The following is a 14,094-nucleotide window of genomic DNA, read 5'->3' as shown; positions in this document are numbered from 1 at the left end:
CAAGAAGGACGCAGGAAAGAACATGAATCGCAAGGGTGACAAATCGCTGATCGTCGGCCTGGATATCGGCACCTCCAAGGTGGTGGCGCTGGTGGGCGAGTATTCGCCGGGCAACCCGATCGAAGTGATCGGCATCGGCTCCCATGAGTCGCGCGGCCTCAAGCGCGGCGTGGTGGTGGATATCGAATCGACCGTGCAGTCGATCCAGCGCGCGGTCGAAGAAGCCGAGCTGATGGCCGGCTGCGAGATCCGCTCGGTGTACGCCTCCATCTCCGGCAATCACGTGCAGTGCAAGAACTCGCCCGGCATCGTGCCGATCCGCGACGGCGAAGTGACCTGGGGCGACCTGGATCGCGTGCTCGATGCGGCCAAGGCGGTGGCGATTCCGGCCGACCAGAAGATCCTGCATGCGATCCCGCGCGAGTACGTGCTGGACGACTCGCAGGAAGGCATCCGCAACCCCGTCGGCATGACAGGCGTGCGCCTGGAGGTGCATGCGCACCTGGTGGTGTGCGCGCAGTCGGCCGCCGCCAACATCAGCAAGTGCGTGCAGCGCTGCGGCCTGCAGGTGGACGACCTGGTGCTGTCCTCGCTGGCCTCCAGCGTGGCGGTGCTGACCGCCGACGAGCGCGAGCTGGGCGTGGTGCTGGTCGACATGGGCGCCGGCACCACCGACATCGCAGTGTTCGTGCAGGGTGCGATCTGCCACACCGCCTCGCTGCCGATCGCCGGCGACCACGTGACCAACGACATCGCGCACATGCTGCGTACGCCGACCCCGGAAGCCGAGCAGATCAAGGTGCGCTACGCGTGTGCCCTGGCCCAGCTGGCCACCGCCGAGGAAAGCATCCAGGTGCCGTCGGTCGGTGACCGTCCGCCGCGCCGCATGCCGCGCCACGCGCTGGCGCAGGCCGTGCAGGGCCGCTACGAAGAAATCTTCGAAATGGTGCAGGCCGAACTGCGCCGCTCCGGCTTCGAGGAACTGGTGCGCGCCGGCATGGTCCTGACCGGTGGTGCCTCGAAGATGGAAGGCGTGGTCGAACTGGCCGAGGAAATGCTGCAGATGCCGGTGCGCGTGGGCATCCCGCAGCACGTCACCGGGCTGGGCGAAGTGGTTGGCAACCCGGTGCACGCCACCGGCGTCGGCCTGCTGCTGATGGGCAGCCAGATCGAGCATCCGCGCCGGCCGTCGCTGCCGACCGGCCGCGCTGGAAGCATGTTCAAGAAACTCAAGACCTGGTTCCGCGGCGAATTCTGACGCGGAACCTGCACCACCCGGGCTCGCCCGGTTGCAACACCTGCAACACGACGCAACACCGGCAACACATAACCCACACAGCCGCAACGACGGCATGCAGCACGAAGGCAGGACGCCCGAAGGCCCATGCAATCGAAAGCGGATACAACGAGGACACGGACATGGCGCATTTTGAACTGATCGAAAAGATGGCACCCAATGCGGTGATCAAGGTTGTTGGCGTGGGCGGCGGCGGCGGCAATGCCGTGGCGCACATGGTCAACTCGGCAGTGGATGGCGTGGAATTCATCACCGCCAACACCGACTCGCAGGCCATCAAGAATTGTGGTGCCAAGCTGCAGCTGCAGCTGGGTACCAATGTCACCAAGGGCCTGGGCGCAGGCGCGAATCCGGAAGTCGGCCGCCAGGCTGCGCTGGAAGACCGTGAGCGCATCATGGACGCGCTGCAGGGTGCGGACATGGTGTTCATCACCGCTGGCATGGGCGGTGGCACCGGTACCGGCGCTGCGCCGGTGGTGGCACAGCTGGCCAAGGAAATGGGCATCCTGACCGTGGCCGTGGTCACCAAGCCGTTCCCGTTCGAAGGCCGTCGCCGCATGCAGGTCGCGCTGAAGGGCATCGAAGAACTGAGCCAGCACTGCGACTCGCTGATCACCATCCCCAACGAGAAGCTGATCACCGTGCTGGGTCGCAACGCGACCATGATCCAGGCCTTCCGTGCCGCCAACGACGTGCTGCAGGGCGCCGTGCAGGGCATCGCCGACCTGATCGTGCGTCCGGGCCTGATCAACGTCGACTTCGCCGACGTGCGCACCGTCATGTCCGAAATGGGCCTGGCGATGATGGGCACCGGTACCGCCCGCGGCGATGACCGCGCGCAGGCCGCGGCCGAGTCGGCCATCCAGAACCCGCTGCTGGACGATGTGAACCTGGCCGGTGCCAACGGCATCCTGGTCAACATCACCGCCGGTGCCGACTTCACCATGGCCGAGTTCGACGAGATCGGCCGCACCATCGACGGCTTCGCTTCGGAAGACGCGACCGTGGTGGTGGGTACCGTGCTCGATCCGGACATGCAGGACGAAGTGCGCGTGACCGTGGTCGCCACGGGCCTGAACCGCGTCTCGGCCAGCAAGACCCAGCGTCCGGGCGAGCGTGCACCGATCAAGCTGGTCCGCAACGCCACCACCGGCCAGCCGGAGTTCGGCGAGTTCGACAACGGCGGCGATGCGGTGTCCAAGGCTGTCGGCGGCATGGGCCTGGGCCTGCGTCGGGCCAGCAGCGACAGCGTGGCGGCTTCCACCCCGTCGGCTCCGGCCTCCTCGGCCCCGGCCGCGGCGGAACTGCCGAACGATTACCTGGACATCCCGGCGTTCCTGCGCCGCCAGGCGGACTGATCGACGCTGCCCGGGGCTTGTCCCCCCCGGGTTGCGCCACCATGTCCTGAAAACGCGGGCGCCGGGCCAGGATGGGCCCGGCCGCCCTGCTTCACGCGCGTCCTACCGGCGCGCCGGTGTGTCCTGCCGGCGTTTCAGCCGGGGTAGGGGACCCTGCGTGTTAATCTAATGTGTCACTTCCGGTCGTCCCCCCATGATCCAGCAACGCACCCTCAAGAACACGATCCGCGCCACCGGCGTAGGCCTGCACAGCGGCGACAAGGTCTACATGACCCTGCGTCCGGCGCCGGTCAACCATGGCATCGTGTTCCGGCGCGTGGACCTGGACCCGGTGGTGGAAGTACCTGCGAAGGCCGAGCTGGTCACCGAAGTGACCCTGTGCACCGGCCTGACCTGCAACGACGCCAAGATCCAGACCGTCGAGCACCTGATGTCGGCCCTGGCCGGCCTGGGTGTGGACAACATCATCGTCGAACTGTCCTCGGCCGAGCTGCCGATCATGGACGGTTCGTCCGGCCCGTTCGTGTTCCTGCTGCAGTCGGCAGGCATCGTGGAACAGGATGCGCCCAAGCGCTTCATCCGCGTGCTGAAGACCGTGGAAGTGACCGAGGGCGACAAGGTGGCCCGCTTCACCCCGTATGAGGGGTACAAGCTGGGCTTCACCATCCAGTTCGACCACCCGATGATCCCGGCCAAGCAGTCGCGCCAGGAAATCGAGTTCTCGACGATGGCCTACACCAAGGAAATTTCCCGCGCGCGCACCTTTGGCTTCATGCGCGACCTGGAATACATGCGCGAGCGCAACCTCGGCCTGGGCGGTTCGATGGACAACGCCATCGTGCTCGATGAGTTCCGCGTGCTCAACGAAGACGGGCTGCGCTACGCCGACGAATTCGTGCGCCACAAGATCCTCGATGCGATCGGCGACCTTTATCTGGCCGGCGGCCAGGTGCTGGGCGCCTACGAGGGCTTCAAGTCCGGCCACGCGCTCAACAACAAGTTGGTGCGGGCGCTGATGGCAGATGCCACTGCCTGGGAATGGGTCACCTACGACTCGCCGGCGGTGCCGGACCCGGTTGTGTACGCCACGCCGGCCTATGCCTGATTCCATAGGCTATTGATTTGAAAGAAAAAAACGCCGCCTTTCTGGGCGGCGTTTGCGTTTCCGACCTTAGTTAAGGCCCTGGCGCAGTGGGTGACGCGACGGCCGGGCCGAGGTCACGGTTTTGTGAACCTGTTGGATCGGAAGCCTGAATTTAACGTTGTTTTAACAACAATCTAACGACTGCCCCACCGGGGCCAGCTAGGATGCGACCCGGCCCCCGAAATGTTTCACGCTGCGGTGACACGCGCGACGGGGAGTGGAGCAGGACGCTCCGCTGCTTTCAGGTTTCCCGCTTCGGTTTCGAAGGAAGGTCCTGCAGAGCTGCCAAGGCGTCGCGTAGCCCTTTGTGCGTGGCGGCTGAAACTGCGTGGGGTCCATTCCGGTTGTCGAGCGCTGGGGAGCGCGTGGGAGTGGGAGACGCAGTCTTGACGGTCACCTTGGTGGCCTTCAGCCCGATGGACCGGGCCGCGTCGAGCAACTGGGCTTCGGCAAGCCGCAACTTGGCATGCCAGACCGGGGATTCGACGAGAAAAACGAGGTGTTCCCCGTCCACATTGGCCAGCCGGCAACGGCTGCGCAGAGGTGGCGGCAACTGGGGGCGCAACTGACGGTCCAGCGCGTCGAGCCATAGGGCACGCCGCAGCGGGTTCCCGCTTTTGTCCGCCATCACTACATCCAGGGCCGGTTTCGGTCTGGATGCGGGACGAACGCTGGATTTCGGCTCAGACATGAAAACTCACTGATGGCATTCAAAAAGATCGTAATCAAAACGCGTGAAGGACAGGCCAAATCGGCGCTCACGCGTTTGCGGTTCTACTTCGAGGACCGCCCCCGAGCCCTGCTGGGCAGCGTGCTCGGCGCAGGTTGCATTATCGGCCTTGCCGGCGGCATTGGCGCCAGTGCGCTCAATGATTCGCGCCTGCAGGCCAAGGTCGACCGTCAGGAGGCCGAGCTGGCCAAGGTCCAGCGCGATGCGCAGACCCAGGTCAACGCGCTGGCCGCCCGCCTAGGCGAGCTGCAGGCACAGGCCACCCGCCTGAACGCTCTGGGCGAGCGACTGACCCAGATGGGCAAGCTGGAAGACGGCGAATTCGACTTCAACGAGACCCCCGGCCTCGGTGACGGTGATGCCGGCGGCCCGACTGCCGACATCCCGGTGAAGGACGTCAACGCCGACTTACAGATGCTGGAGCAGCGCTTCGCTGCTTCAGGCCGCCAGTTGTCGGTGATGGAATCGCTGATGTTCGACCACCAGCTGCAGCAGAACGCCGTGCCCTCGCGCATGCCGATCCGCAACAGCTATGTCACTTCCGGCTTCGGTACCCGCGCCGACCCGTTCGGTCGCGGTGCCGCTACCCACAAGGGCATGGACTTCCACGCCCGCGTCGGTGACCCGGTGATGTCGGTGGCCGACGGCGTGGTCAGCTTCTCCGGGGTCAAGGGCGGCTACGGCAACGTGGTCGATGTCGACCACGGCAATGGCTACGTCACCCGCTACGCGCACAATTCGCGCCTGGTGGTGAAGGTCGGCGACCTCGTCCGCGCCGGCCAGGAAGTGGCCAAGGCCGGTTCCACCGGTCGTTCGACCGGCGCCCACGTGCACTTCGAGGTGTGGGAGAACGGCAACGTGGTCAACCCGCGCAAGTTCCTCGGCGATGGCGGCAATACCCCGGTCGGACGCATCACCCGCGGTTGATCCCAACGCCGGGCATGGCCCGGCGCTACCGGGACGCCGTCGGATCCCGGCGGTAGCGCGGGGCCATGCCCCGCGAGCGCGAAGCGCGGCCGCCAGGACCCCGGTCCCGGCCGCCTACACGACCGCAAAGGGTTGAAACCCCTGCCGCCCATCCCAAGCTACAATGGGTGTTGCCATCGACAGGGCGCCAAGCGCCCTGTTTCGTTTGCGGCGGACGGATCCTCCCGGAGCCGTGCGGCATTCCCATCCAACCCGGTTCCTTCAATGATCAACAGCCTGCTTACCCGCGTATTTGGCAGTCGTAATGAACGACAGCTGCGCCAGCTCAACCGCATCGTCGCCAAGATCAATGCGCTGGAGCCGGAGATCGAGAAGCTTTCCGACGAGCAGCTGCAGGCCAAGACGCCGGAATTCAAGCAGCGCATCGCCGATGGTGAAGCCCTGGACAAGGTGTTGCCGGAAGCCTTCGCGGTCTGCCGCGAGGCCGGTCGCCGCGTGCTGGGCATGCGCCACTACGACGTGCAGCTGATCGGCGGCATGGTGCTTCACCTGGGCAAGATCGCAGAAATGCGCACCGGTGAAGGCAAGACCCTGGTGGCGACCCTGCCGGTGTACCTCAATGCGCTGGAAGGCAAGGGCGTGCACGTGGTCACCGTGAACGACTACCTGGCCCGCCGCGATGCCGCGCAGATGGGCAAGCTGTACAACTGGCTGGGCCTGAGCGTGGGCGTGGTCTACCCGGGCATGCCGCACAGCGACAAGCGTGAAGCCTATGGTTCGGACATCACCTACGGCACCAACAACGAATTCGGTTTCGACTACCTGCGCGACAACATGGCGCTGTCCAAGGCTGACCGCTACCAGCGCGGCCTGCACTACGCCATCGTCGACGAAGTCGACTCCATCCTGATCGACGAAGCGCGCACCCCGCTGATCATCTCCGGCCCGGCCGACGATTCCCCGGAGCTGTACATCCGCGTCAACCGCATCGTGCCGAACCTGGTCAAGCAGGAAGCGGAAGACGGTGAGGGCGACTTCTGGGTCGATGAGAAGGGCAAGCAGGTGCACCTGTCCGAAGCGGGCATGGAGCACGCCGAACAGCTGCTGGTCGAAGCGGGCATCCTCGATGCCGAGACCGAAGGCCTGTACGCCGCGCAGAACCTGACCGTGGTCCACCACCTCAACGCCGCGCTGCGCGCGCACGCCATCTACCAGCGTGATGTGGACTACATCGTGCGCGATGGCGAAGTGGTCATCGTCGACGAATTCACCGGCCGTACCCTGGCCGGCCGCCGCTGGTCCGATGGCCTGCACCAGGCGGTGGAAGCGAAGGAAGGCGTGCCGGTCCAGCGCGAGAACCAGACGCTGGCCAGCATCACCTTCCAGAACCTGTTCCGCATGTACAAGAAGCTGTCCGGCATGACCGGTACGGCCGATACCGAAGCGTTCGAGTTCCAGAGCATCTACGGCCTGGAAGTGGTGGTGATCCCGACCAACCGTCCGACCATCCGCAAGGACAGCCCGGACCAGGTGTTCCTCAACCGCAAGGGCAAGTTCAATGCGGTGCTGGCCGACATCGAAGAGTGCGCCAAGCGCGGCCAGCCGGTGCTGGTGGGTACCACCTCGATCGAAACCTCGGAAATGCTGTCCGAGCACCTGCGCAAGGCGGGTGTGAAGCACGAAGTACTCAACGCCAAGCAGCACGACCGCGAAGCGACCATCGTCGCCAACGCCGGTCGTCCGGCGGCCGTGACCATCGCCACCAACATGGCAGGTCGTGGTACCGACATCGTGCTGGGTGGTTCGCTGGAAGCGGAAATCCACGAGCTGGGCGAAGGTGCGACCGACGAACAGAAGGCCGCGATCAAGGCCGAATGGCAGAAGCGCCATGACGCGGTCAAGGCTGCGGGCGGCCTGCACATCGTCGGCACCGAGCGCCACGAATCGCGTCGTATCGACAACCAGCTGCGTGGCCGTTCGGGCCGCCAGGGTGACCCGGGTTCGTCCCGCTTCTACCTGTCGCTGGAAGACAACCTGATGCGCATCTTCGCCTCCGACTGGGTGCAGAAGGCCATGCGCATGATGGGCATGAAGGAAGACGACGTCATCGAGGACCGCCTGGTCAGCCGCCAGATTGAAAAGGCGCAGCGCAAGGTCGAGGCCCACAACTTCGACATCCGCAAGAACCTGCTGGATTTCGACGACGTCAACAACGACCAGCGCAAGGTGATCTACGCCCAGCGCGATGAACTGCTTGACGCTGAGTCGGTGAAGGACAACGTCGATGGCATCCGCGACGACGTGATCTTCGACATCGTCGCCCGCTTCGTGCCGCCGAACTCGGTGGACGAACAGTGGGACCTGCGTGGCCTGGAAGCCACCCTGCAGTCGGACTTCGGCGTGGACATGTCGCTGACCGATCTGGTCAAGTCGCACGAGGAACTGGACGCCGAAGGCATCACCGCCAAGGTGCAGGAACGCATCAACCAGCACTTCGCCGAGAAGGAAGCGGGTGTGGGCGAAGAGACCATGCGCGCACTGGAGAAGCACGTGATGCTGACCGTGCTCGACCAGAGCTGGAAGGAGCACCTGGCCCGCATGGATTACCTGCGCCAGGGCATCTACCTGCGCGGTTATGCGCAGAAGCAGCCGAAGCAGGAATACAAGAAGGAAGCCTTCGAGCTGTTCTCGGACATGCTGGAGAACGTCAAGCGCGAAGTGGTGACCCTGCTGGCTCGTGTGCGCATCCGCAGCGACGAGGAAGTGCAGGCACTGGAAGCGGCCGAGCGCCAGCAGGTGGAAGCCCGCCTGAAGCAGTCGCAGTTCCAGCATCAGGACGCAGGCGGCTACAGCGCCGACGAGGAAGCGGCGCAGGTAGAGGCCGCCCAGCTGCAGCGTGACGAGCCGAAGATCGGTCGCAACGATCCGTGCCCGTGCGGCAGCGGCAAGAAGTACAAGCACTGCCACGGCCAGCTGAGCTGACCCCCGGAGAGCCCCGCGAAAGCGGGGCTTTCCTGTTATGGGCCTTGAAGCGTTCGGCGATTGCGCCGGTGCCCCGGTTTTCGGCATGCTCCCCCCATGCCTTCCCCGAAACGATCGATCCACGTCGTAGCCGCCGTCATCACTGACGCCCGCGGCCGCATCCTGCTCAACCGCCGTACCGAAAGCCGCGACATGGCCGGCCTCTGGGAATTCCCGGGCGGCAAGCGCGAGCCCGGTGAGACCTCCGAGCAGGCGCTGGCGCGTGAACTGCACGAGGAACTGGGCATCGAGGCCGAGGTGGGCGAGTGGGTCATGGACGTGCCGCAGCGCTACCCGGACAAGGACCTGACCCTGGAAGTGCGGCACGTACGCAGTTGGAAGGGCACCCCGCGCGGACGCGAGGGCCAGGCCATCACCTGGGTGGCGCCGGACAAGCTGGTCCGCTATTCCATGCCACCGGCCGACCTGCCGGTGGTGGCCGTACTGCGCCAGCCGGACTGCTACCTGATCACCCCAGCGCCGGACACGGATGAAGGTGCCCTGCAGCGCTGGCACGGCCAGCTGCAGCAGGCGGTCGCATCGGGTCAGCAACGCATCCAGCTGCGCCTGCCGGCCGAGCATCCGCAGCGGCAGGGCATGATCGAGCAGGCCGTGCGCGCGCATCGACGTGGTGTGCAGTGGTTGCTCAACCGCGATATCGAACTGGCGCGCACCCTGGGCGTCGGCGTGCACCTGGGCAGCGAGCAGCTGCAGTCACTGCAGGAACGGCCGCTGCCGGCCGGGCAGCTGGTCGCCGCCTCCTGCCACGACCTTGAACAGCTGTTGCACGCGCAACGGCTGGGCTGCGACTTCGCTGTGCTGGGCCCGGTGCAGGCTACTGCGAGCCATCCCGATGCAGTGCCGTTGGGGTGGGAAGCCTTCGCCGCGATGCGCGCGCAGGTCTCGCTGCCGATCTACGCGCTCGGCGGCATGACGCCGCAGCACGTGATCGAGGCACGCCGTCACGGCGGGCAGGGTATCGCCGCCATCCGCGGACTGTGGCCGGCGTAGCGCCATACAGGGGGCCGGTTACCCGCGACGCGGAGCTCTGACCTCCTCGCTCGAATCCGGGGTCGGAGCCCTTTCCGCGGGAAAGGAATCCGACCCCTCACCGCAGTAGATCCACGCCATGCGTGGATGAGCAGACCCACGCCACGCAGGGACCAGTAGATCCACGCCATGCGTGGATGGCGCTCAGCTCAACCCATTCACAACGTAATCCAGAAACACCCATATTGCCGCCGCAGCCCAAGCACGGTCGCTGCGCGCGTGGCGCTGCCTGGCAGCGTCTGCTCCAACCGCAACCCGATCGGATGTCGCCGCGCAGTCGCTAGCGGCACCGTCTGCGAATCCTGTGCGGCGATGTCCTGGCCCTCGTCCAGATCCTGCCGCGGATACACCGGCACCACGTCCACCAGCGGCCGCCGCACCACCGATTCCAGCTGGCCAAGAATCCGCTGAGCGCCCGCATCGGACACCGCGCCCCACAGGTACAGCGAAGAGAGCCGGTTCACATCACCGACGGCTACCGCCGTGTGCAAGGCCTGCACCAGTTCGCTCAAACGGCGTGGGCAGCTGCTGCCGAGGCTGTCGCGCTGCAGGGTATTGCCGGAAGGCGCCGGCGGCGGACGCCGGGACTGCGCACCCAGGCTGTCGCAGGGACGGTCGGTGTAGACACTTTGCCCCTGCGGATCGGTGCAGCGGTTCAAGCGCGTGGACTGCGCCTGCGCGATGGCGCAGACGCCGGGCAGCAGCAGGAGCAGCAACAGGGACAGGACGACCTTCATCGCCGCAGCGTAGCGCCGATTGCGATAACGCAGCGTACTTTTCAGCCGCGCAGCAGCGTCAGTACCGAGACCGTCGGCTTGGCCAGGTTCAAGGTGTAGAAGTGCAGGCCCGGTGCGCCGCCTTCAACCAGGCGCTGGCACAGCTTGGCCACCACTTCGGCACCGAACGCACGCACCGATTCGGCGTCGTCACCGTAGGCCTGCATCTTGCGGCTGATCCAGCGCGGAATTTCCGCACCGCACTGTTCGGAGAAGCGGCGCAGCTGGCTGAAGTTGGAGATCGGCATGATGCCCGGGGTGATCGGCACCTGCACGCCGAGCCGCTGCACTTCGTCGACGAAGTGGAAGTAGGCGTCGGCGTTGAAGAAGTACTGGGTGATGGCCGCATCGGCACCGGCGTCGATCTTGGCCTTGAAGTGCTTCAGGTCGAGCAGGGCGTCCTGCGCCTGTGGATGCGTTTCCGGATACGCGCCCACTTCGATGCGGAAGGCATCGCCGTGTTCGGCGCGGATGAAGGCGATCAGTTCGGAGGCGTAGCGCATGTCGCCGGGGAAGCCCATGCCGGAGGGCAGGTCACCGCGCAGCGCGACCAGGCGCCGGCAGCCGATGGCGCGGTACAGCTTGAGCAGCTCGCGGATCTCCTGGCGGGTGCCACCCACGCAGGACAGATGCGGTGCCGCATCGAAGCCGTGGTGCTGGTTGAGATGGCGCACGGTCTCGGAGGTGTAGCTCAGGGTCGAGCCACCGGCGCCGAAGGTACAGGACACGTACTCGGGGGCATACGCCTTCAGCCTGGCCGCGGCACGGTCCAGCTGGGTGCGCTGTTCGTCGGTCTTGGGCGGATAGAACTCGAAGCTGATGGCGGTCATGGCACGGGCGGCGGCGACGGGTGGGAATGAGTATATCGCTTCATCAAGATGGATGTTCAGTGGATGGCCGGGTCAGGCCATCCCGGGCAGACGACCGTTCGCCCCGCTGACGGGCCGTTGCTCCGTAATCGCAACCGGGGCACAGGAAGCGGAGCCACGCTGGCCCCATTCCCGGCACCACCCACCTGATGAAGGAGCAGACGATGAAGATCTTCCTGGCATTCTGGTACGCGATGAAGGCAACGGCCCGGCTGGCGATGGTCGGCATGGCGCTGGCCGTGCTTGGCTCGGGCCCGGCCCATGCCACCGCCATCGACAAGGCCGCCGTCCCAAATACGGTGCGGATCGAGGTGGTCGGCAAAGGCCGTCCCTTGCTGATGATTCCCGGGCTCAACAGCAGTGCGGAGGTCTGGCGTGAGACCTGCCTGGCGCTGAAGGACGTGCAGTGCCATCTGGTGCAGCTGCCGGGTTTTGCCGGTGCGGCGCCTGCCGATCCGCGCCCGGCGGATTTCCTGCCGGCGATGCGTGATGAACTGCTGGGCTATCTGCAGGCGCAGCACCTGTCGAAGGTTGCCGTGATCGGCCACAGCCTGGGAGGCGTGCTGGCAATGCAGATGGCACTGAAGGCACCCGATGCCGTCGGTCCGCTGGTGATCGTGGATTCGCTGCCGTTCTATGCGGCGGTGATGAACCCGCAGGCCACCGCGCAGAACGTGGGGATGATGGCCGGGCAGCTGCGCGAAGGCCTGCTGGCGGCCGATGAGGCCAGCTTCAATGCACGCAACGACGCGACCGCCAAGGCCCTGACCCGCAGCACGCAGCATCTGCCGGAGCTCCAGCGTTGGGGGCGCGACAGTGATCGCACGAGCATGGCCGATGCGATGTACTCCATGCTGGTGCGCGATCTGCGTGATGACATCGCCGGTATCAATACGCCGGTGCTGGTATTGGGCAGTTGGGCGGCTTACCAGCCGATGGGTGGTACGGAGGCCAGTACCCGTGCGCAGTTCCAGGCGCAGTACGCGAAGCTGCCGGGTGTGCAGATCGAGATGAGCGCACAGGGCTACCACTTCCTGATGTGGGATGATCCGCGCTGGCTGCAGGCGCAGCTGCGCCGCTTCCTTGCCGCGCATTCCTGATCGTTGCATGCCCTTCCTTCCACCGCTGAGGCTGCCTTTGGACGCAACCACGCCATCCCGCCGCTTCTGGACCCTCAACGCGCTGGCGTGGGCAGGCTATGCGGCGTACAGCCTGTGGCTGGGGGTGCGTGTCGGCGGCGGCACGCTGTTCAGCGGCGTGGTGTTGATCTCTCTCAGCATTGCCGTGTCCCTGTGGTTGTGCAGCGGCGCGCTGCGTTCGGTCGCGCTGCGGCAGCGCTGGTGGGATGGCAGTTTGGGCAGCCTGGTGCTGAAGCTGGCCGCTGGCGTGGTGGTCGGCGCCAGCATCGCACAGGGGCTGACGGCGGCCTTGCTGCTGCCGGCACTGACCATGGGCTGGGTGCAGTTGCCCGGTGGGCATGCAGATTACCAGCCGTCGTCGGTCGTGCTGTACTGGATGAACACCGCCCTGTTCCTGTTGATGTGGACGGGCCTGTGGGCGGGCCTGCATGGCCTGCGCCGCGCGCGCCACAGCGAGCTGGCGCGGTTGCGCGCGGAGGCGGAGCGCAGCGCCCTGGAGCGCGATGCGTTGCGTGCGCGGCTGAATCCACATTTCATGTTCAACGCATTGAACAACCTGCGCGCGCTGATCCTGGAGGACCCAGAGCGTGCCCGCGACATGGTCACCCGCCTGTCGCGCACGCTGCGCCACGCACTGGCCCACAACCGCAGCGAGCAGGTGACCCTGGCCGAGGAACTGGCAGTGGTCGATGACTACCTGGCCATCGAGGCGATCCACTTCGAACAGCGTCTGCAGGTGCGGCGGGAGATAGCGGCAGAAGCTGTGCAGGCACATCTGCCAGCGATGGCGCTGCAACTGCTCGTTGAGAACGCAATCAAACATGGTATTGCCAGCCGCGCGGGCGGCGGTGAGGTACATATCCGCGCGTCGCTGGAAGATGACCTGCTGCGCCTGCAGGTGGACAACCCGCTTGGCAGCGGCAATGAACCCACCCCTGGCCATGGTGTCGGCCTGGCCTACCTGCGCACGCAACTGGGTACGCGTGGCCGTTTCGCCCTGCAGCCGATCGGCGACCGCATGCGGGCCCTGCTGGAGATTCCGCAATGACCACCGTGCTGCGTGTGTTGATCGTCGACGATGCTCGGCTGGCGCGGCAGGAGCTGCGGACGCTGTTGTCGTCGCTGCCCTGGGTGCAGTGCGTGGGCGAGGCCGACGACGTGCCGGCCGCGCGCGAAGCCATCGCCACGCTGGCACCGGACCTGGTGCTGCTGGACGTGCAGATGCCCTCCGGCAGCGGCTTCGATGTACTGGACGGGCTGGAAAGGGTGCCTGCGGTGGTGTTCGTCACTGCCTATGACAGCTACGCAGTACGCGCATTCCAGGCCAACGCGCTGGACTACCTGGTGAAGCCGGTGGAAGCCCCGCGCCTGCTGGAGGCGCTGGAGCGTGCACGCCAGCATGCGCAGCTGAGTACCGAAGCTCCAGGCGGTCACGGCACATTGGGCGCGCAGGACCAGGTGTTCGTGCGCGAAGGCGAGCGCTGCTGGTTCGTGGCCGTTGCCGAGATCCGCCGGTTGGTGGTGGATGGCAACTACACGCGGCTGTGGTTCCGCGACCAGAACGCGTTGCTGGCCCGCAGCCTGAGCGCGTTGGAAGCACGCTTGCCGCCGGATCTATTCTTCCGTGCCAACCGCAACACGCTGGTCAACCTGCGGCGCATCCGTGCGGTCGCGCCGAGCATCGGCGATGGTTACGATCTGGCGCTGGATGATGGCAGTGAAGTCGAGGTATCGCGGCGGCAGGCACGGGAGCTGCGCGAGCGTATGGCGCTGTAGACGGCAC

General features: G+C 65.9%; 12 protein-coding genes. 9 read left to right on the top strand and 3 right to left on the bottom strand.

What is annotated here, in order from left to right; translation table 11 throughout:
- Positions 1 to 22 precede the first annotated feature (22 nt).
- The 3 genes from ftsA (at position 23) to lpxC (ending at position 3,760) form a co-directional block, all read left to right on the top strand.
- Entirely contained in the window at positions 23 to 1,258 is a 1,236-nt protein-coding gene (gene ftsA, locus AC27VL_RS12360; protein ID WP_025876580.1) for a cell division protein FtsA, read from the top strand.
- A 161-nt stretch (positions 1,259 to 1,419) separates the two neighbouring features.
- On the top strand, positions 1,420 to 2,655 hold the full coding sequence (gene ftsZ / locus AC27VL_RS12355) for a cell division protein FtsZ (RefSeq protein WP_025876577.1): 1,236 nt from the start codon (positions 1,420 to 1,422) through the stop codon (positions 2,653 to 2,655).
- Between the two features lie 193 nt (positions 2,656 to 2,848).
- On the top strand, positions 2,849 to 3,760 hold the full coding sequence (gene lpxC / locus AC27VL_RS12350) for a UDP-3-O-acyl-N-acetylglucosamine deacetylase (RefSeq protein ID WP_089238783.1): 912 nt from the start codon (positions 2,849 to 2,851) through the stop codon (positions 3,758 to 3,760).
- Between the two features lie 280 nt (positions 3,761 to 4,040).
- On the opposite strand, the gene AC27VL_RS12345 is transcribed toward lpxC, so the two are convergent.
- Positions 4,041 to 4,490, bottom strand: a complete 450-nt coding sequence (locus AC27VL_RS12345) for a DciA family protein (RefSeq protein WP_162292002.1) — start codon at positions 4,488 to 4,490, stop codon at positions 4,041 to 4,043.
- 12 nt (positions 4,491 to 4,502) lie between these two features.
- Here AC27VL_RS12345 and AC27VL_RS12340 point away from each other — a divergent pair, with 12 nt between their 5' ends.
- The 3 genes from AC27VL_RS12340 to AC27VL_RS12330 all read left to right on the top strand — a co-directional run bounded on the left by AC27VL_RS12340 (position 4,503) and on the right by AC27VL_RS12330 (position 9,488).
- Complete coding sequence (locus AC27VL_RS12340; RefSeq protein WP_089238787.1) at positions 4,503 to 5,456, top strand: M23 family metallopeptidase; 954 nt, start codon at positions 4,503 to 4,505, stop codon at positions 5,454 to 5,456.
- Positions 5,457 to 5,720: 264 nt separating this feature from the next.
- The gene (gene secA / locus AC27VL_RS12335; protein ID WP_488766661.1) at positions 5,721 to 8,438 is read left to right on the top strand and encodes a preprotein translocase subunit SecA; all 2,718 of its coding nucleotides are present in this window, start codon (positions 5,721 to 5,723) and stop codon (positions 8,436 to 8,438) included.
- A 96-nt stretch (positions 8,439 to 8,534) separates the two neighbouring features.
- Complete coding sequence (locus tag AC27VL_RS12330) at positions 8,535 to 9,488, top strand: Nudix family hydrolase (protein WP_100551568.1); 954 nt, start codon at positions 8,535 to 8,537, stop codon at positions 9,486 to 9,488.
- Positions 9,489 to 9,685: 197 nt separating this feature from the next.
- On the opposite strand, the gene AC27VL_RS12325 is transcribed toward AC27VL_RS12330, so the two are convergent.
- Positions 9,686 to 10,264 carry a DUF4124 domain-containing protein gene (locus AC27VL_RS12325; protein WP_488766659.1) on the bottom strand — a complete coding sequence of 193 codons (579 nt, stop codon included), beginning with the start codon at positions 10,262 to 10,264 and terminating at the stop codon, positions 9,686 to 9,688.
- A 41-nt stretch (positions 10,265 to 10,305) separates the two neighbouring features.
- The gene (gene metF, locus AC27VL_RS12320; RefSeq protein WP_483023251.1) at positions 10,306 to 11,133 is read right to left on the bottom strand and encodes a methylenetetrahydrofolate reductase [NAD(P)H]; all 828 of its coding nucleotides are present in this window, start codon (positions 11,131 to 11,133) and stop codon (positions 10,306 to 10,308) included.
- 203 nt (positions 11,134 to 11,336) lie between these two features.
- Here metF and AC27VL_RS12315 point away from each other — a divergent pair, with 203 nt between their 5' ends.
- Genes AC27VL_RS12315 through AC27VL_RS12305 form a run of 3 tightly spaced genes read left to right on the top strand, consistent with a single transcriptional unit; the run spans position 11,337 to position 14,087 of the window.
- Positions 11,337 to 12,272, top strand: coding sequence for an alpha/beta fold hydrolase (locus AC27VL_RS12315; protein ID WP_488766657.1), 936 nt, complete (start codon positions 11,337 to 11,339; stop codon positions 12,270 to 12,272).
- A gap of 37 nt (positions 12,273 to 12,309) precedes the next feature.
- A complete protein-coding gene (locus AC27VL_RS12310) occupies positions 12,310 to 13,359 on the top strand; it encodes a sensor histidine kinase (RefSeq protein ID WP_488766704.1) in 1,050 nt (349 codons plus the stop codon).
- The gene (locus AC27VL_RS12305; protein ID WP_483023253.1) at positions 13,356 to 14,087 is read left to right on the top strand and encodes a LytR/AlgR family response regulator transcription factor; all 732 of its coding nucleotides are present in this window, start codon (positions 13,356 to 13,358) and stop codon (positions 14,085 to 14,087) included. The genes AC27VL_RS12310 and AC27VL_RS12305 overlap by 4 nt, the downstream gene beginning before the upstream one ends.
- The last annotated feature ends 7 nt before the right edge of the window (positions 14,088 to 14,094 follow it).

This window comes from Stenotrophomonas sp. 14P6.2.3 (assembly GCF_057799055.1).
The sequence above is the reverse complement of the archived record's forward strand: the minus strand, read 5'-3'. Positions and strand labels throughout refer to the sequence as shown.

What these genes read in the sequence shown, in the direction of transcription:
- ftsA (WP_025876580.1), top strand. Translation starts at nt 23, where the DNA reads ATGAATCGCAAGGGTGACAAATCGCTGATCGTCGGCCTGGATATCGGC.
- ftsZ (WP_025876577.1), top strand. Translation starts at nt 1,420, where the DNA reads ATGGCGCATTTTGAACTGATCGAAAAGATGGCACCCAATGCGGTGATC.
- lpxC (WP_089238783.1), top strand. Translation starts at nt 2,849, where the DNA reads ATGATCCAGCAACGCACCCTCAAGAACACGATCCGCGCCACCGGCGTA.
- AC27VL_RS12345 (WP_162292002.1), bottom strand. Translation starts at nt 4,490, where the DNA reads ATGTCTGAGCCGAAATCCAGCGTTCGTCCCGCATCCAGACCGAAACCG.
- AC27VL_RS12340 (WP_089238787.1), top strand. Translation starts at nt 4,503, where the DNA reads ATGGCATTCAAAAAGATCGTAATCAAAACGCGTGAAGGACAGGCCAAA.
- secA (WP_488766661.1), top strand. Translation starts at nt 5,721, where the DNA reads ATGATCAACAGCCTGCTTACCCGCGTATTTGGCAGTCGTAATGAACGA.
- AC27VL_RS12330 (WP_100551568.1), top strand. Translation starts at nt 8,535, where the DNA reads ATGCCTTCCCCGAAACGATCGATCCACGTCGTAGCCGCCGTCATCACT.
- AC27VL_RS12325 (WP_488766659.1), bottom strand. Translation starts at nt 10,264, where the DNA reads ATGAAGGTCGTCCTGTCCCTGTTGCTGCTCCTGCTGCTGCCCGGCGTC.
- metF (WP_483023251.1), bottom strand. Translation starts at nt 11,133, where the DNA reads ATGACCGCCATCAGCTTCGAGTTCTATCCGCCCAAGACCGACGAACAG.
- AC27VL_RS12315 (WP_488766657.1), top strand. Translation starts at nt 11,337, where the DNA reads ATGAAGATCTTCCTGGCATTCTGGTACGCGATGAAGGCAACGGCCCGG.
- AC27VL_RS12305 (WP_483023253.1), top strand. Translation starts at nt 13,356, where the DNA reads ATGACCACCGTGCTGCGTGTGTTGATCGTCGACGATGCTCGGCTGGCG.